This is a genomic window from Methylobacillus methanolivorans (assembly GCF_054588515.1).
This window is the reverse complement of record NZ_BAAILT010000004.1, coordinates 417,138-434,981: the sequence shown is the minus strand read 5'-3', so window position 1 is coordinate 434,981 and position 17,844 is coordinate 417,138. Positions and strand designations below refer to the sequence as shown.

Annotated in this window: 18 protein-coding genes; 15 read left to right on the top strand and 3 right to left on the bottom strand. The window is 54.3% G+C overall.

Annotation, left to right across the window (positions count from 1 at the left end; all coding sequences use genetic code 11):
- Nucleotides 1-21 precede the first annotated feature (21 nt).
- Nucleotides 22-531, top strand: coding sequence for a DNA-deoxyinosine glycosylase (locus LG202_RS11970; RefSeq protein ID WP_230348600.1), 510 nt, complete (start codon nt 22-24; stop codon nt 529-531).
- 86 nt (nt 532-617) lie between these two features.
- Nucleotides 618-1,256: a DUF4124 domain-containing protein gene (locus LG202_RS11965; protein ID WP_230348599.1), complete on the top strand. Its 639-nt coding sequence runs from the start codon at nt 618-620 to the stop codon at nt 1,254-1,256.
- Between the two features lie 12 nt (nt 1,257-1,268).
- On the opposite strand, the gene gatB is transcribed toward LG202_RS11965, so the two are convergent.
- Genes gatB through gatC form a run of 3 tightly spaced genes read right to left on the bottom strand, consistent with a single transcriptional unit; the run spans nt 1,269 to nt 4,470 of the window.
- Nucleotides 1,269-2,705: an Asp-tRNA(Asn)/Glu-tRNA(Gln) amidotransferase subunit GatB gene (gene gatB / locus LG202_RS11960; protein ID WP_230348598.1), complete on the bottom strand. Its 1,437-nt coding sequence runs from the start codon at nt 2,703-2,705 to the stop codon at nt 1,269-1,271.
- Nucleotides 2,705-4,174: an Asp-tRNA(Asn)/Glu-tRNA(Gln) amidotransferase subunit GatA gene (gatA, locus tag LG202_RS11955; RefSeq protein ID WP_230348597.1), complete on the bottom strand. Its 1,470-nt coding sequence runs from the start codon at nt 4,172-4,174 to the stop codon at nt 2,705-2,707. The genes gatB and gatA overlap by 1 nt, the downstream gene beginning before the upstream one ends.
- Before the next feature lie 8 nt (nt 4,175-4,182).
- Entirely contained in the window at nt 4,183-4,470 is a 288-nt protein-coding gene (gatC, locus tag LG202_RS11950) for an Asp-tRNA(Asn)/Glu-tRNA(Gln) amidotransferase subunit GatC (RefSeq protein WP_230348596.1), read from the bottom strand.
- Between the two features lie 120 nt (nt 4,471-4,590).
- On the opposite strand from gatC, the gene LG202_RS11945 reads away from it, so the two are divergent.
- The 13 genes from LG202_RS11945 to LG202_RS11885 all read left to right on the top strand — a co-directional run bounded on the left by LG202_RS11945 (nt 4,591) and on the right by LG202_RS11885 (nt 17,753).
- Complete coding sequence (locus LG202_RS11945) at nt 4,591-5,634, top strand: rod shape-determining protein (RefSeq protein WP_230342680.1); 1,044 nt, start codon at nt 4,591-4,593, stop codon at nt 5,632-5,634.
- A 118-nt stretch (nt 5,635-5,752) separates the two neighbouring features.
- Nucleotides 5,753-6,685 (top strand): rod shape-determining protein MreC, encoded by a 933-nt coding sequence (mreC, locus tag LG202_RS11940; RefSeq protein WP_230348595.1) that lies wholly within the window; start codon nt 5,753-5,755, stop codon nt 6,683-6,685.
- Nucleotides 6,672-7,151, top strand: a complete 480-nt coding sequence (gene mreD, locus LG202_RS11935; RefSeq protein ID WP_230348594.1) for a rod shape-determining protein MreD — start codon at nt 6,672-6,674, stop codon at nt 7,149-7,151. Before mreC ends, mreD begins: the two co-directional genes overlap by 14 nt.
- A gap of 8 nt (nt 7,152-7,159) precedes the next feature.
- Nucleotides 7,160-9,097, top strand: coding sequence for a penicillin-binding protein 2 (gene mrdA, locus LG202_RS11930; RefSeq protein ID WP_230348593.1), 1,938 nt, complete (start codon nt 7,160-7,162; stop codon nt 9,095-9,097).
- A complete protein-coding gene (gene rodA / locus LG202_RS11925; protein ID WP_230348592.1) occupies nt 9,087-10,181 on the top strand; it encodes a rod shape-determining protein RodA in 1,095 nt (364 codons plus the stop codon). The genes mrdA and rodA overlap by 11 nt, the downstream gene beginning before the upstream one ends.
- A 45-nt stretch (nt 10,182-10,226) precedes the next feature.
- Nucleotides 10,227-11,162, top strand: coding sequence for a septal ring lytic transglycosylase RlpA family protein (locus tag LG202_RS11920; RefSeq protein WP_230348591.1), 936 nt, complete (start codon nt 10,227-10,229; stop codon nt 11,160-11,162).
- Between the two features lie 50 nt (nt 11,163-11,212).
- Nucleotides 11,213-12,370, top strand: a complete 1,158-nt coding sequence (locus LG202_RS11915) for a D-alanyl-D-alanine carboxypeptidase family protein (protein WP_230348590.1) — start codon at nt 11,213-11,215, stop codon at nt 12,368-12,370.
- 11 nt (nt 12,371-12,381) lie between these two features.
- Complete coding sequence (locus LG202_RS11910; protein WP_230348589.1) at nt 12,382-13,248, top strand: D-amino acid aminotransferase; 867 nt, start codon at nt 12,382-12,384, stop codon at nt 13,246-13,248.
- Nucleotides 13,249-13,253: 5 nt separating this feature from the next.
- The gene (locus tag LG202_RS11905) at nt 13,254-13,547 is read left to right on the top strand and encodes an HP0495 family protein (protein WP_230348588.1); all 294 of its coding nucleotides are present in this window, start codon (nt 13,254-13,256) and stop codon (nt 13,545-13,547) included.
- Nucleotides 13,548-13,598: 51 nt separating this feature from the next.
- The gene (lipB, locus tag LG202_RS11900) at nt 13,599-14,240 is read left to right on the top strand and encodes a lipoyl(octanoyl) transferase LipB (RefSeq protein ID WP_230348587.1); all 642 of its coding nucleotides are present in this window, start codon (nt 13,599-13,601) and stop codon (nt 14,238-14,240) included.
- Nucleotides 14,237-15,211, top strand: a complete 975-nt coding sequence (lipA, locus tag LG202_RS11895) for a lipoyl synthase (protein WP_230348586.1) — start codon at nt 14,237-14,239, stop codon at nt 15,209-15,211. Before lipB ends, lipA begins: the two co-directional genes overlap by 4 nt.
- A 12-nt stretch (nt 15,212-15,223) precedes the next feature.
- Nucleotides 15,224-16,537, top strand: coding sequence for a hemolysin family protein (locus LG202_RS11890; RefSeq protein ID WP_230348585.1), 1,314 nt, complete (start codon nt 15,224-15,226; stop codon nt 16,535-16,537).
- Nucleotides 16,527-17,753: a UbiH/UbiF/VisC/COQ6 family ubiquinone biosynthesis hydroxylase gene (locus LG202_RS11885; RefSeq protein ID WP_230348584.1), complete on the top strand. Its 1,227-nt coding sequence runs from the start codon at nt 16,527-16,529 to the stop codon at nt 17,751-17,753. The genes LG202_RS11890 and LG202_RS11885 overlap by 11 nt, the downstream gene beginning before the upstream one ends.
- The last annotated feature ends 91 nt before the right edge of the window (nt 17,754-17,844 follow it).

The window sequence follows — 17,844 nt, the reverse complement described above, 5'->3', positions numbered from 1 at the left end:
CAGCCAACAGACCACCTGCTCATGCTGGTACATAGCTTCCCCCCGGCCATTACCACTCATTGCCGGGTCTTGATATTGGGTTCTATGCCAGGACGGCGTTCGCTGGATATGCAGCAATATTACGCACATCCACAAAACCTGTTCTGGCCTTTCCTTGAAACCTTATTCAACATTCCAGAGACCAGTCCCTATCAAGACAGGCTGGCACTACTGAATCAGCAAGGCGTCGGCCTCTGGGATGTGTTACAAGAATGCTTCCGCAGCGGAAGCCTGGATGGCGACATTAAGGAAACCTCCATCGTCGCCAACGACTTTGCCAGCTTGCTTTCACAAATGCCGCAGCTACAGCACATCTTCTTCAATGGCGCAAAAGCCGCACAGTCATTCCGCCGCCACGTGCTGAAACAACAGGCCTTGCCACCACACTTGCAATACTACAATCTGCCATCCACCAGCCCTGCCAATGCTTCGATCAAGCGAGAGGACAAGCTCGCACAATGGCAACAACTCCGCACCGTGGTGACGTACTGACAATACCCATGCTTTTATAACGGGTATAATCTATTGCAATATCATGCGATAGTTAGCAAAAATCATAAATCCAAGGGAGAGAAGGCATGATCCGCAGATTGCGACTGCCTACCAGTATCATTAGTTGCATGCTATTGGCATTAGCCGCCAGCACATGGGCCGCGGCAGAATCCAAGCCACCGAGCGGCAAAATCATGAAATGGGTAGACGAACAAGGAGTCACCCATTACGGCGATACCTTGCCAACACAATATTCAGGCAAGACAAACAGCCTCAATGTCCACGGATTACCACAAACAGAGATATCCAACCCCAGTCCTGCCAGTGGTGAACAAGCCAAGGAAAGCGAACAAGCTAGGCGTGACCGCACTTTACTCGCAGTCTACAGTTCAGAACAGGAAATCGACCTCGCCCGCGACCGCAACCTGCAAATGGACCAAGTGATGCTGGAAGGCCTGGAACAGCGCAAGCTCACTGCCACGAATCGCGTGCAAGACCTAAAGAAAGAAGAAGCCAGCCACCTCAAGCGCGGTAAAGCTGTACCAGAGGAACTAAGGAAAGACCTCAAGTTTGCCACGCAGGATATCGGCAAGATCGACGAACAAATCAGCGAGCGTAAGCAACATATGGATACCATGCGCTTACGTTTTGAAAACGACAAAAAGCGTTTTATTGAATTGAAAACCAGCGTGCCAGCCAGTGAAAATACCAGCCCGGCACGCTAGCCTTCGTCAGGTTTAGCCAGCCAGCTTACGCTTGAGGATGTCATTCACCTGGGCCGGGTTAGCCTTGCCCTTCGATGCTTTCATGGTTTGTCCCACCAGTGCATTAAAGGCTTTTTCCTTGCCAGCCTTGAACTCCTCTACCATCGCCGGGTTAGCCGCCAGTACTTCATCGACGATCGCCTCAATCGCACCAGTATCGGTGACCTGTTTCAGGCCCTTATTCGCGATAATCTCGTCGGCAGAACCCTCCCCAGCCCACATTGCCTCGAACACTTCCTTGGCGATCTTGCTGGAGATGGTGTTATCCGCAATACGCTTGAGCAAGCCAGACAGCAACTCAGGCGAAACTGGCGATGCTGCAATCGACTGATCAGCTTCATTCAACTTGGCACTGACGCTGCCCATGACCCAGTTTGCCACCAGCTTAGCCTCACCGCCAAAAGCAGCCAGCGTCGCAGTAAAATAATCGGCAACACCACGCGAAGCAGTCAAGGCTGTCGCATCATAAGCCGACAAACCATAATCGCGCTCAAAACGCGCCTTCATGGCCGTGGGCAATTCAGGCAGGGTAACGCGGATAGCGTCGATATCTTCAGTTGAAATCGCCAAAGGCAAGAGATCGGGGTCAGGGAAGTAGCGGTAATCGTTGGCCTCTTCCTTGCTACGCATGGCGCGGGTTTCGCCAGTATCAGGATTGAACAGCACTGTCGCCTGTTCGATCTTGCCACCGTCTTCCAGGGTCTCAATCTGCCAGCGGGTTTCATACTCGATCGCCTGCTGCATAAAGCGGAAGGAATTGAGGTTCTTGATCTCGCGACGGGTGCCCAGCTTTTCATCACCCTTGCGACGCACAGACACGTTAACGTCACAACGGAAGCTGCCTTCCTGCATATTACCGTCGCAGATATTGATCCATTGCACCAGCTCATGCAGCTTACGTGCATAAGCCACCGCTTCAGCAGCCGAACGCATGTCCGGCTCGGTCACGATTTCCAGCAAGGGCGTACCAGCACGGTTAAGGTCGATGCCAGATTGGCCAGGGCTGGCACCATGTACCGACTTGCCTGCGTCCTCTTCTAGGTGGGCACGGGTAATGCGAATGGTTTTTTCCACATCACCAACCTGGATGGTCAGTGACCCCTTGCCCACGACTGGCAACTCATATTGGCTAATCTGGTAGCCCTTGGGCAAATCGGGGTAAAAGTAATTCTTACGGGCAAATACTGAACGTGGCGCAATCTCGGCATCAATCGCCAGGCCAAAGCGTATCGCGCATTGCACGGCTTCCTTGTTCAACACTGGCAACACGCCTGGCAAGGCAATATCCACCACATTGGCTTGGGTATTGGGCTCTGCACCAAACGCAATGCTGCTGCCGGAGAAAATCTTGGACTGAGTGTTGAGCTGGGTATGAGTTTCCAGCCCGATAACGACTTCCCAACTACTCATTATGCAATTCCTTCTGGCATGCGAGTGTGCCAATCTGTGACCTGTTGATAGGCATGCCCAGCGTTGAGCATACGAGCTTCGTCAAAATAATTACCGATGATTTGCAGACCAACGGGTAGCTCCTTACCATCTGCCGCTGAAGCAAAACCGGCTGGAATGCTCATGCCTGGTAAACCAGCTAGATTGACGGCAATGGTATAGATATCCTGCAAATACATGGCAACAGGGTCATCCGCCTTCTCGCCCGACTTGAATGCGGTAGACGGTGCGGTTGGCCCGAGAATGAGGTCACATTGCTCGAATGCCTTGGCAAAATCCTCGGCAATCAGGCGACGGATTTGTTGCGCCTTGAGGTAATAGGCATCGTAATAGCCTGCGCTCAGCACATAAGTACCGATCAGGATACGGCGCTTCACTTCCGCACCAAAGCCTTCAGCACGACTCTTGCAGTACATATCCATCAAATCATCATACTCGGCGGCACGATGACCAAAGCGCACGCCGTCATAACGCGAGAGGTTACTGGAAGCCTCTGCGGGGGCAAGCACGTAGTAAACCGGAATGGACAGCATCGTGTTGGGCAGGCTGATGTCGACGATTTCTGCACCCAGCTTGCGGTACTCATCGATTGCGGCCTCAATGACCTTACCCACACCAGCATCTAGGCCTTCGGCAAAATACTCCTTGGGCAAACCAACCCTGAGACCTGCCAGCGGCTTGCCTAGATCGCGGGTGTAATCTTCCTTCTCGCGCTGCAGGCTAGTGGAATCACGCTCATCAAAGCCGGTCATCACATTCATCATGATGGCCATATCTTCGGCGGAATGTGCCATGGGGCCTGCCTGGTCCAGGCTGGATGCAAAGGCAATCATGCCATAGCGCGACGCAAGGCCATAAGTGGGCTTGAGGCCAGACAATCCACACAACGAGGCTGGCTGGCGAATCGAGCCGCCAGTGTCGGAACCAGTCGCTGCTGCACACAAACGTGCCGCTACCGCTGCCGCACTACCACCCGAGCTACCGCCAGGCACACGGCTACGATCCCAGGGGTTTTGTACCTTCCCGTAATAAGAAGTCTCGTTGGAGGAGCCCATCGCGAACTCATCCATATTGGTCTTGCCGAGGCTCACTGCGCCAGCGGCATTGAAGCGTTCAATGATGCCTGCATCGTAGGGCGCAATGAAATTTTCCAGCATTTTGGAACCGCAAGTCGTTCTCCAGCCCTGAGCACAGAAAATGTCTTTTTGTGCGATTGGAATACCAGTTAATGCACTGATATCGCCTTGGGCAATACGCTGGTCAGCCGCTCTGGCTTGAGCCAGGGTCAACTCTGGATTAACTGTGATATAGGCATTGATCTCTGGGTTCAGTCGGGCAATGCGATTGAGGTATTCCTGCGTCAGCTCGACACTGGAAATCTCCTTACTGGCTAGCTTTCCAGCCAGGTGCTTCAAACTTTGATTGATCATGGCAAGGCTTATTCGATGACTTTAGGAACGAGGTAGAGACCATTCTCGACGGCAGGAGCGATAGATTGCAGCAGGTCGCGCTGGTTGCTTTCAGTAACAACATCCGCACGCAGGCGCTGGGTCACATCCTGGGAATGGGACATCGGCGCAATGCCGCTCGTGTCTACAGCCTGCATTTCCTCGATCAGGCCCAGAATCCCGGAAAGCTTGACCAGTGTCGCCTCGGCCTCTTCCTCGCTAACGGCAATTCGCGCCAAGTGCGCAATCCGTTTGACGTCTTGTGTGTTGAGTGACATTTATCCAATCCAAATCTTAAATTTCTAGGAGATATCAGGTATTATACCTTGATTTTACGCACATCTTCAGCCGCAACATAAGGCCTGCACGGCCTGCGGCAGCTCGTCAGGATACAAATAATGTTCGGTCTTTTAAACAGTTACTTTTCTAACGATCTCGCCATTGACCTTGGCACCGCAAACACCCTGATTTACGTCCGTGGCAAGGGTATCGTCCTCGACGAGCCATCCGTGGTGGCCATCCGCCAGGAAGGCGGCCCAACAGGCAAGAAAACCCTGCTGGCAGTTGGCCTGGAAGCCAAGCGCATGCTGGGCCGCGCGCCTGCCAACATTACGGCGATTCGCCCGATGAAGGATGGCGTGATTGCCGACTTCACCATCACCGAGCAAATGCTCAAGTACTTCATCCGCAAGATTCACGAATCCCGCCTGTTCAGCCCCAACCCTCGCATTATTATCTGTGTTCCCGTAGGCTCCACCCAAGTGGAACGCCGCGCGATTAAGGAGTCTGCCGAGATGGCCGGTGCACGTCAGGTATATCTCATTGAAGAGCCAATGGCAGCGGCAATTGGTGCCAACATGCCCGTTGCAGAAGCAACCGGCTCCATGGTGGTTGATATCGGCGGCGGCACAACAGAAGTGGGCGTGATCTCGCTGGGCGGCATTGTGTACGCCAAGTCCGAGCGCGTTGGCGGCGACAAATTCGACCAGGCTATTATCGACTACATCCGCCGCAATTACGGCATGCAGATTTCCGAACCTACTGCGGAATTGATCAAGAAGCAGATAGGCTCTGCCTTCCCTGGCTCCGAAGTATTGGAACTTGAAGTGACTGGCCGCAACTTGGCTGAAGGCCTGCCACGCAAGTTCACTATCTCCAGTAACGAAATCCTGGAAGCACTAACCGAGCCACTCAATGCCATTGTAGGTGCTGTGAAATCGGCTCTGGAACAAACTCCGCCAGAGCTAGGTGCTGACATCGCTGAAAAAGGCATGGTACTGACTGGCGGCGGCGCATTGTTGCGCGACCTTGACCGCTTGCTGCTGGAGGAAACCGGCCTGCCCGTGATCGTTGCCGAAGACCCATTGAGCTGTGTCGCCCGCGGCTGTGGTCGTGCGCTAGAAGAAATGGACAAGCTGGGCAATGTGTTTGCCTACGAGTAAATTACGTTATCATGATCAAACTCAGGCCATGTAACGATGGCCTGTTTTTTATCATCCGGAGTCATGCTGACTCCAGAGTACCCTTAGCTCAATAGACGATAACCACCTACAATCTCTCATGTCACGCGCCTTAGAACACCAACACCACACTGGCTTCTTTGTTCGCGGCCCCAGCCCTACAGCACGTTTGTTCTTTTTCTCCGTGCTTTCTCTGGTATTGATCGCCACAGATGCCAGACTGAATTACCTGGTAGAAGTACGCCAAGGCTTCATCGCCCTGTTGCACCCACTGCAGATTATCGCCAATGCCCCGCTCAATCTCACCCGAGATATTGGGGAATACCTGCACAAGCAAACCACACTGACTGAAGAAAATCATGCGCTGCGCCAGCAAGCACTAGAGCACGCGGCAGAGCTACAGCGTTTCAAGGCACTATCCACGGAAAACGAGCGCCTGCGCAGCCTACTGGGCGCTGCCCAGCTTTCGAGCCAGCCAGCACGCTTAGTCGAGATATTGCACATGGGTCGTGACCCGTTCAGCCACAAGATTATTGTCAACCTTGGCTCACGCCAAAACATCACGCCCGGCCAGGCAGCCATTGATGAGAACGGAGTAGTAGGGCAAGTGACGCGTGTCTACCCGTTCAGCAGCGAAGTCACACTGATCACCGATAAAGAGCTTTCCATCCCGGTACAAGTGGAGCGCAACGGCCTGCGTGCCATTGCTTTTGGACAGGGGCGTAGCACCACGGTTGAGTTACCTTCCCTACCCGCGAATGTCGACATTCGCGTCGGCGACAAACTCGTCACCTCTGGGATTGACGGCATTTATCCACATGGCCTAGCTGTTGCAGAGGTTATTCAGGTGGATACCGATGCCGACTCGCCATTTGCCCATATCATCGGCAAACCAATCGCGGGAATCGAACATCACAGGCAACTCCTGCTCGTCAGCATCCCACAAGTTGACCGACCTGCCGATAGTAATACGGTCAAAGCCACCCGCACCCCCAAGAAAACAATACCAGCACAACGCCATGACAACCACTAGCTTCAAACCTGTATATCTGTCGTTGCTGCTGGCATTGATACTGCAAATCCTGCCTTGGTCGGGTGATGCGCTCACGGTACGTCCCGAGTTTCTATTGGTGATCGTGCTGTATTGGACACTAAGAGCGCCACACCTGTGCAATATCGGTACGGCCTGGTTCGCAGGCTTGCTAATGGACCTGATTTCTGGCGGGTTGTTTGGGCAATTCGCCCTTGCTTACGCCATTACGTCCTATTTCGCAGTGACATATCAACGCCGCTTGGCATTGTTCAACATCTGGCAACAGGCAGGGTATGTATTTTTGCTGCTGCTATTCACTCAGCTCACCACCTTGGTATTGAAGCTATTCGCGGGTGGTGAATTACCAGGCTGGCAATACTTCCTGCCCAGCATTAGCGGTATCCTGCTCTGGCAATTCGTCATTTTCTCGCGCCTGCGTATTGATAGCCGCTCCAACCAGGCCTGATCCTGCCAATGAGATCCCGTCGTTCCGAACTCAAGAATTACCAAAAAGAACAGCACGATTTCCGCGCTAGGCTGGCCGCAGGCGCCTTGCTGGTCCTCACCTGCTTCGGCATCTTGATCAGTCGCTTCGTCTACTTGCAATATGCCAAGTACGATCATTACCAGACCATGGCAGAAAACAACCGTATCTCGCTGGTGCCGATTGTCCCTAACCGCGGCCTGATCCTGGATCGGAATGGCGTCGTCCTGGCGCAGAATTCCTTTGTCTACACATTGGAAATCACGCCTGCGAAAGTCGCCAATAATGTCGAGGACACCATAGACGACCTTGCCAAGTTAATTGAAGTCAGCGCCAATGACCGCAAGCGCTTCAAGAAACTTCGTGCCCAGACACATAGCTTTGAAAGTGTGCCCATCCGCACCCACCTTAACGAAGATGAGGCTGCCAAAATCGCGGTCAACCGCTTCCGCTTGCCTGGGGTGGAGATTCGTTCGCGCCTGTTCCGCCAATACCCACAAGAAAAATCCGGCTCCCATATCATCGGCTACATAGGCCGCATCAATGATCGCGACCTGGAAAACCTCAAGGAATCAGGCGATCTCTCGAACTACAAAGGTTCTGACCATATTGGCAAAAGCGGCCTGGAACAATTTTACGAATCACAACTGCATGGCATCACGGGCTTTCAGCAGGTGGAAATCGACGCTGGCGGTCATGCGGTACGTGTGCTATCTAGCACACCGCCAATTCCGGGTAACAACCTTATCTTATCAATCGACAGTAAACTGCAACGTATTGCAGAAGAAGCTTTTGGCGATTACCGCGGCGCACTGGTCGCCATCCAGCCGAACACGGGCGAAGTGCTTGCTTATGTGAGCCAGCCCGGCTACGACCCCAACCTATTTGTTGACGGTATCGACAGTGAAAGCTGGAAAGAGCTCAATGAATCACTGGATAAGCCGCTGATCAACCGTCCATTGCGCGGGGTTTACCCTCCTGGCTCGACCTTCAAACCTTTTGTTGCCATGGCGGGGCTGGAAAACGGTAAACGCACACCTCCTTTCAGCATCAGCGATCCCGGGTTTTTCATGCTGCCCGGCAATACGCACCGTTATCGTGACTGGAAACCCAGTGGCCACGGCACAGTGGATATGCGCAAGGCGATTGCTGTTTCCTGCGATACCTTCTTCTACGGCTTGGCCATGGAGCTAGGCATAGAGAGACTTACATCCTTCGTCAGCCACTTTGGCTTCGGTAAGCCATCTGGCATTGACATCAAGGGGGAGATGGGCGGCCTGCTACCAACACCAGAATGGAAAGCCCGCCGCTTCAAGCAGAAGTGGTTTCCGGGTGAAACCGTCATTGTAGGGATTGGCCAAGGCTATACCTTGGTCACCCCGATGCAGCTGGCGCAAGCGACGGCTATCCTCGCTAACAACGGCAAGGCAATGAAGCCACACCTGGTGTCCGCCATTCAGGAAAGCAAGGGCGGACACGTCCACTCCATTGCGTCCGAGGTGGTAGATCAGGTCAACCTGAACCCAAGAAATATCGAGATCGTCAAGCTAGGCATGATGGACGTGACATTGCCAGGAGGTACGGCCGCTCGGCTAGGTGCGGACAGCCCATACCTCATGGCATCCAAGACCGGGACCGCCCAGGTCGTCGGCATCAAGCAAAACGAGAAATACAATGAAAGCAAGATGGCAGAACGCCATCTTGACCATGCCTTGTTTATCACCTATGCGCCAGCGGAAGACCCCAAAATCGCCATTGCCGTCATCGTGGAAAATGGCCGCCATGGCGGCTCCACAGCGGGCCCGATAGCCCGGCGCGTGATGGATTACTACTTGCTGGGCAAGGAACCGCCATCAGCAAAACCAGCCGTAGAAGATGCCAGTGTGGGCGCACCTGTCACGCCAGAGGGTCACAGCCATGATGAATAAACTACTCAAACGCCTGGTGAAACATATCGATGGCTTTCTCATGAGTTGCCTGATTATCACGATCGTAGTGGCGTTGTGCGTACTTTACAGCGCATCCGGCCAAAGTATGGGCAAAATCAGTAACCAGCTGATCAATATTACGGTCGCCCTCAGCCTGATGTGGATTGCAGCAAACATACCACCGCAAATCCTGGAACGCATTGCGCTCCCAGCCTATGCGCTAGGGGTATTGCTCTTGATCAGCGTGGCGCTGTTTGGTGAAATCAGCCATGGTGCCCGGCGCTGGCTACATATCGGCGTCGCCAAGATCCAGCCTTCGGAGCTCATGAAAATTGCCGTACCCCTGTTATTGGCCTGGTATTTTGCCCGGCGGGAATCTGCAGCAACGTTCAAGGATCATGCCATCGGTGCCGTACTCCTTGCCATCCCAGTTGGCCTGATCATGAAGCAACCTGACCTAGGCACCTCGCTGATGATCGCCGCCTCGGGCTTTTATGTGCTGTTTCTCGCTGGCCTGAGCTGGCGTCTGTTGATAGGCGCTGCTGCCAGCGTAGCCATCATGGCCCCCATCCTCTGGACCATGCTGCACGATTACCAGCGACGGCGCATCGAAATCCTGTTTGACCCTTACCAAGACCCGCTAGGCGCTGGTTATCACACCATACAGGCCAGTATTGCGCTAGGCTCTGGTGGACTTGCTGGCAAAGGCTGGCTCAATGGCACGCAGTCACAGCTGGATTTCCTACCAGAGCGCACCACAGACTTTATTTTTGCCGTGTTTGGCGAGGAATTCGGCCTACTAGGCAATGTGCTGCTGATTTTGCTATTCACCATCATCATCGGGCGTGGCCTCGTGATCGCTGCGCAAGCGCAAGGCACTTTCAGCCGCCTGCTGGCTGGCAGCATCACGCTGACCTTCTTCACCTATGTATTTGTTAACATTGGCATGGTCAGCGGTATATTGCCCGTGGTTGGTGTACCCTTACCACTCATCAGTTATGGCGGCACCTCGCTGGTCACCCTGTTGGTCGGCTTCGGCATACTCATGAGCATCCATACGCACAAAAAGCTTGTTACCTCGTAGTCAAGAAAGGAGCGAAGCAGGCAGTTCTCAGGCCTGTATGACCCAATGAAGCTGATACGCAACCTGATTCCTGGCATGATTGCCCTCACCCTGGTGGCCTGTGGTGGCGGTACCAGTGTCAAACCAGACGCAGGCAAACCTGCAACCACGACGCAAAAACCCACCCAAAAAAAAGGCGGCTACTATCTGGATGATGGCCCTGGCGACAATCCACCAGCCAATATCGACAGCATCCCCGATGCTGTACCACGTGCAGAAACGCCCTTGCCACGTGCCAATCGCCCCTACAGCGCACTAGGACGTCGCTATACCCCACTGACTGACCATACGCCTTACAAGCAGCGTGGTGTTGCCTCATGGTACGGCAAACGTTATCACGGACAGAAAACCTCCAGTGGCGAAGTGTATGACATGTATGCCATGACCGGCGCACATACCATCCTGCCATTGCCCAGCTACGTACGCGTCACTAACCCGGAAAATGGCCGCTCTGTGATCGTGCGCATTAATGATCGAGGTCCTTTCCATGATGACAGGTTGATTGACCTTTCCTATGCTGCTGCCTATAAGCTACGCCTGATTGAAAAAGGCAGTGGCATCGTCGATGTAGAAGCACTGGATGAACGCGGCAGGCCAATTGCTGGCGTGGTCAATAGCAATATTGCACAACAGCCAATAGCCCCAGCAGAGGCAAACAGCAATGGCAACCTGACCAATGCAATGAACGAAACCGTCACCAACCAGGCAATTACGGGTGCCTATGTGCAAGTGGGCGCCTTCTCCGTCAAGGCGAATGGTGATCGGCTAGTCGAGTCATTGCAGCAAAACAAGCTTGCAGAGAATGTCCAGGTAGAGAATTGGTATAATGCTGGAACTTATCGCGTGCGTCTTGGGCCATATAGCAGCCGCCAGCAGGCCGAAGCCGCTGCGGCAAAAATCAAGCAAACGCTTAATACCAACGCTATTGTGGTATATCAATGAGTTGCGCTACCCCCCGACTTGAACCCTAGATAATGAGTTAAAGAGATTCTATGTCCTATTTTTCCCTACACAAGCCAGCGATCATGATCGCGGCAGTGACAGCTTTCATGAGCCAGGCCTTTTTGGCACAAGCGGCAGATATTCCCCAACCTCCAGCGCTGGCCGTCAAATCCTATCAGCTCTATGACTTCAACAGCGAGCGTGTGATTGCACAGCAGGATGGCGCCTCGCGCGTCGAACCAGCATCACTCACCAAGATCATGACCGCCTACCTGGCATTCAAGGCATTGAAGAACGGCCACCTGACCCTGACCCAAACCTTGCCGGTGAGCGTCAAGGCATGGAAGATCGAAGGCTCCAAGATGTTCATTGAGCCCAACAAACCAGTGACTGTAGATGAGTTGCTGCACGGCATGATCATCCAGTCTGGCAACGATGCATCCATCACGCTGGCAGAAGGAATTGCTGGCTCCGAGGAGGGCTTTGCCGAACTCATGAACAAGGAAGCCGCCCGCCTAGGCATGCGCGACAGCCATTACATGAACGCCACTGGCCTGCCCGACCCACAACATTACACAACAGCGCACGATCTCGCTTTGCTGGCAGCAGCACTGATCCGTGATTTCCCTGACCAGTACCAGCGTCTCTATTCGGTCAAGGAATACACCTACAACAAGATCAGCCAGCCCAACCGCAACCGCCTGCTGTGGCTAGACCCTTATGTGGATGGCATGAAGACTGGCCATACCAAGAGTGCGGGCTACTGCCTCGTCACCTCGGCCAAGCGTGGTGATACCCGCATGATCTCAGTTGTGCTCGGCGCTCCCTCTGACTCCGCACGTGCTACCGAAAGCCAGAAGCTGCTTAACTACGGCTTCCAGTTCTACGAATCCAAGCTTGTGTACAAGCGTGGCGCTGAAGTCAGCACACTTAAAGTATGGAAGGGCGCTGAAAACAATCTGGTCGCCACCGTTGCCAAGAATGTTTCCATCACTCTGCCCAAGGGGGAGTATGCCCGCGTCAAGGCCAAGGTCGTCAGCCAGCAACCCCTGGTGGCACCTGTTAGCGCAGGCCAGCAAGTTGGCACCATCCAGTTCATCCTTGATGACAAGGTGATTGCCGAGCACAAGCTGGTAGCTGCCAAGAACGTAGAAGTCGCTGGTATCTTTGGCCGCCTGTTGGATACGATCAAGCTCTGGTTTGAATAATCACCACACGCATGAGTGACACCGTCTATTTAAACGGCTCATTCCTGCCACTGGAACAAGCCACGATCCCGGTACTGGATCGTGGCTTTATCTTTGGCGACGGGGTGTATGAAGTGATCCCGGTGTACTCGGCACAGCCGTTTCGTCTGGATGAACACCTTGGCAGGCTGGCACTTAGCCTGGAGGCCATTCGCATCCGCAACCCGCTGGATATAGCAGCTTGGCGTAATGTCGTCGTCGATCTGATTAACGCCAATCGTCATTTGGATGACCAATCACTTTATATTCAAGTCACGCGTGGCGTAGCACCACGCGACCAGGCATTTCCAAAGCCAGAAGTCGCACCCACTGTTTTGCTCATGAGCATGCCATTGGCAACACCATCACCGGCACTCATCGAATCTGGTGTTAGCGCCATCACAGCCCTTGATATTCGCTGGCAGCGCTGCAATATAAAAGCCATATCCCTGCTGGCCAACGTATTGTTGCGGCAGGAAGCCGTAGATCACGATGTCGCAGAAACCCTGATGCTGCGCGATGGCTATCTCACCGAAGGCAGCAGCAGCAATATCTTTGTCGTCAAAGATGGCGTATTGCTGGCTCCACCCAAGAACCAGCATATGCTCCCGGGTATCACCTATGACGTCGTACTGGAGTTGGCACAAGCGCACGGCCTACCATTCAGGGTAGGCCCGGTCAGCGAGGCGCAATTACGCACGGCAGACGAAATCTGGCTCACCTCCTCCACGAAAGAGGTGCTCGCCGTGATCATGCTGGATGGCGTAGCAGTGAGTGATGGCAAGCCTGGCCCGATATTCAAGCGCATGTATGCGCTATATCAGGCTTTCAAGAACCAAGTAATGAGGCCCACGAGGTAAACAATATGGCAAACGAGCCACATGATGATGTACCCAGCGATCAGGAAACCCTGATCGAATTCCCCTGCGACTTTCCTATCAAGGTGATGGGTGAGGCTCATGAGGAATTCGCCAATCTGATCCTGAATGTCATCCAGCAGCACCTGCCCGAGTTTGATGCGACTCGCATCGAAATGCGTGCCAGCACTGGCGGCAAATATGTCAGCCTGACTTGTACCGTACTCGTGCAATCCAAGCCCCAGCTAGATGACATTTATCGCTCCCTTACCTCGCACCCCAAGGTCAAATACGTTCTGTGATCGCTTTTGTGATCCCCAGCACAACGCCATCCTGACTTGCCGTTTGACCACATGAATCAGCCACTGATCATCCGAACTTTGGGACGAACCGACTATCTAGCGACATGGCAAGCCATGCAGGCCTATACCCTGTCACGCACCCTGGATAGCGCGGATGAACTCTGGCTCACCGAGCATGCCCCGGTGTATACGCTGGGGCTGAATCGCAAGGCGGTGCGCCCACCTAGCCGGAACGACATCCCCTTGATTGAAGTGGATAGGGGCGGCAAGATCACCTATCACGGGCCTGGCCAAGTCGTCCTCTACCTCTTGATCGACCTTAAGCGCCGCGCCATCAGTGTGCGTTCACTGGTCAGCGCGATGGAAAATGCCATCATCGACCTGCTGGCCGAATATCAAATCCAGGCCGAAGCTCAAGCAGATGCACCCGGGGTCTATGTGCAAGGTGCCAAGATTGCCTCTCTCGGCCTGCGCCTGAAGAACCAGCGCAGCTATCATGGCCTGGCGCTCAATATCGACATGGACCTGGCACCCTTTCTCGCGATTGACCCTTGTGGCTATCAAGGCCTGCAAGTCACCCAGGCAAAAGACTTGGGGCTAACCCTTAGCCCAAACATTGCGGCACAAAAGCTGCTTGAGAATTTGACACGGCAGTTAGGCTATACTGACTGCTTGCACGAGACGACTTTATGACAGAAACCACGGAACGCATCGCCCCGCCCCGCAAGGTGGCAGGCACCAAGGAAACCAGCGCCGAGAAGATGGCGCGCATCCCGATCAAGATCATTCCCATGCCTGCCATGCGCAAGCCGGAATGGATACGCATGAAAGTGCCGGATAGTGCACGCTTCCGCGAAATCAAGCAGGTACTGCGCGACAACAACCTGCACACGGTCTGTGAAGAGGCTTCCTGCCCCAACATTGGTGAATGCTTCAGTGGCGGCACCGCCACCTTCATGATCCTTGGCGACATTTGCACGCGCCGTTGCCCATTCTGCGATGTCTCACACGGCAAACCGCTGCCGCCAGATATCAATGAACCAGAGAATCTGGGGCGTACCATCGCCCAGATGCGCCTCAAGTATGTGGTTATCACCAGCGTGGATCGCGACGACCTGCGTGACGGTGGTGCCCAGCATTTTGTCGATTGCATTGCCTCAGTGCGTACCCACTCACCTGAGATCAAGGTAGAAATCCTGGTACCTGATTTCCGTGGTCGCCTGGATCGTGCCATCAATATCCTCAAGGCAGCGCCGCCTGACGTGATGAACCACAACCTGGAAACCGTGCCACGCCTGTACAAGGAAGCACGCCCCGGCTCCGATTACCAGAACTCACTCGATTTGCTCAAAGAGTTCGGCGAGCTGCATCCAGATGTGCCAACCAAATCCGGCCTGATGCTAGGCCTGGGTGAAACGGATGAGGAAATCCTCGAAGTGATGCGCGACTTGCGTGCGCACAACGTCACCATGTTGACCCTGGGCCAGTATCTACAGCCTAGTGCCCATCACTTACCCGTGAAACGCTTCGTCACCCCACAACGCTTTGCCGAGTTCGAGCAGCAAGCGCTTGCCATGGGATTCACCCATGCCGCTTGCGGCCCCATGGTGCGCTCCTCCTATCACGCCGACAACCAGGCACAACAAGCAGGAGTCAGTTTTTAAACTTCCACCATCATGGAAAGCAACTTATTACTCATCCTGCTCGCCTTCTTCCTGGTGCTGCTCAACGGCTTCTTCGTCGCAGCCGAGTTCGGCCTGGTCAAACTCAGGCAAACCCGCGTCAAGGCGATTGCCAAAACCCACGGCTGGCGTGGTCGCATCCTCGCCAAAGTGCATAGCCAGCTAGATGCTTACCTCTCTGCCTGCCAGCTGGGCATCACACTCGCCTCTCTAGGCCTGGGTTGGGTAGGTGAGCCAGCATTCGCCCAATTGCTGGAGCCATTCCTGTTAAGTGTTGGCGTCACCGCACCAGAGCTCGTGCATGGCATCTCCTTCGTGGTCGCATTTTTCACCATCTCTTACCTGCATATCGTACTGGGCGAGCTTGCCCCCAAGTCCATGGCCATCCGCCAGTCGGAAGTGGTCGGCCTATGGACCGCGGCACCTTTGTACGCGTTTTACTGGCTCATGTACCCCGCCATCTGGCTTCTAAATGCCAGTTCGAACTGGATACTACGCAAGTTCGGCCTCAGCACCGGCCATGCCAGCGATGCGCATTATTCGGCAGATGAACTGAAGCTGATCCTGCGCAGTAGCCGCGCCTCGGAAGAGCTGACCAAGGACGAATGGAACATCCTCGCCCACACCCTGGATTTCAGCGACCTGGAAGTCGCCGATCTCATGCGCCCATTCAACGAAGCCATTTCCCTTTTCGCCAAGAACAGCTTCGAGGAAAACCTGGAAATCATCTCGCAGCACCGCTACAGCCGCTATCCCTTTGTGGAGCTGGATGGCAAGGTCAAGGGTGTCATCCACCTCAAGAGTCTGTTCCTCGCCAAGTTCGAGGCGGATGAACTGCAAGACCTGAGCAGCTTTGTGCACCCGGCCCCATTTGTCGCCCCGGACTTACCCGCGATTGAGTTGTTCCGCCGCTTCCGTGAAGGCAAAGCCAGCCACTTCGCCATTGTTGGCCGCAAAGGGCAGGAGCCACAAGGCTTCATTACCCTCGACAACATGCTGGGCGCATTGGTCGGCGAGATTCGCGATGAATTCCGCCAGAGCCAGAACGACTGGACAAAACTCGATGACGGCACCCTGATCGGCAAAGGTAGCCTGCCTATCTTCACGCTGGAGCGGGCGCTGGGTATCGAGATTGATAATAATGACGAAGTGGATTCCGTCGGCGGACTGATACTCGCCAAACTCGGCTATATCCCCAAGGAAGGCGAAAGTATCACCTTTGAGCAATTCGACATTGTGGTCAAGAAAATGAACGGGCCACGCATCATCTTGGTACGCATACACCCCAAGCAAAAGCATGATGACTGAGACTACTGCGGTTGACCTGTTTATTGTTGGTGGCGGCATGGTCGGCAGCGCCCTGGCTGCCAGGCTTGCACCAAGCGGCATGCGTATCGCCGTGCTGGAAAACTATGCCCCCGCGCCCTTTGATGCCGCAAGCGCCCCCGATTTACGCGTTTCAGCCCTGAGCCCGGCTTCCATCACCTTTCTTGAGCAAGCTGGGGCCTGGTCGAACATAGCAGCCATGCGTACAGCACCTTTCCAGCGCATGCAGGTATGGGAAAAACGCCAGGATCAAGGCACTTTATTCGCTGCAGCAGAAGTCGATGCACCGTATCTGGGCCATATTGTCGAAAACAGGCTGGTACAGCTTGCCTGCCTGGAGACTTTATCGCGACACGACAACATCTCGCTGCTATGCCCGGATGAAATCAGCCAGATTCATTACCAGCCTACAGGTAGCCGTATTCACCTGAAAAGTGGCCAGGTGTTCCAAGCCACACTATTGATTGGTGCAGATGGTGCCAATTCAGTCGTCCGCAAGGCTGCCGGTATCGCACTGGATAGCCAGCAATACCCCATGCATGCCCTGGTTGCCACCGTCAGCATTCAGGGTGGAGAGCGCGACATTACCTGGCAGCGTTTTACGCCTGATGGTCCTCAATCGTTACTCCCCCTGCCCGGCGACTATGCTTCACTGGTCTGGTATCACCGCCCGAGTGAAGTACGACGCCTGCTGGCACTGCAAGACGAGGCATTACTTGATGCGTTCCGTCAGCAGTTTCCTGCGGCATTGCCAGAGATTACGGGATTGATACACCGTGGCAGCTTTGCCCTCACGCGCAGCCATGCGCAGCAATACGCACGTGAGGGCGTGGTGCTGATCGGCGATGCAGCCCACACCATTCATCCGCTGGCAGGGCAAGGCGTGAACCTTGGGTTCCAGGATGCTGCCGTGCTCAGCGAGATTCTGCTGCAAGCGTGGCAACAAGGCAGCAACCTTGCCTCATTGCGCCACCTGCAACACTATGAGCAGCAGCGTAAGCTGGCCAATCACATCATGCAACGTGCAATGGACGCTTTCAGCTACGGCTTCAACAATGAGATTGCACCTTTGCGCCTGCTACGCAATCTCGGCCTCAGGCTTGCCAATCATCCTGGCCTCGTCAAACGGGAAGTCATCCGCTATGCCTTGGGCCTGACTCCATCCAGCCCTCTCAAGCACCTCGTCCAGCGATCCTGATCCATCCGGGGTATTGCTCGTACACCCGTGATCATCCTGTGTTGACGCAGGCCTCAATTTATCTCTACCATGCAACTATACAGATCTGTAA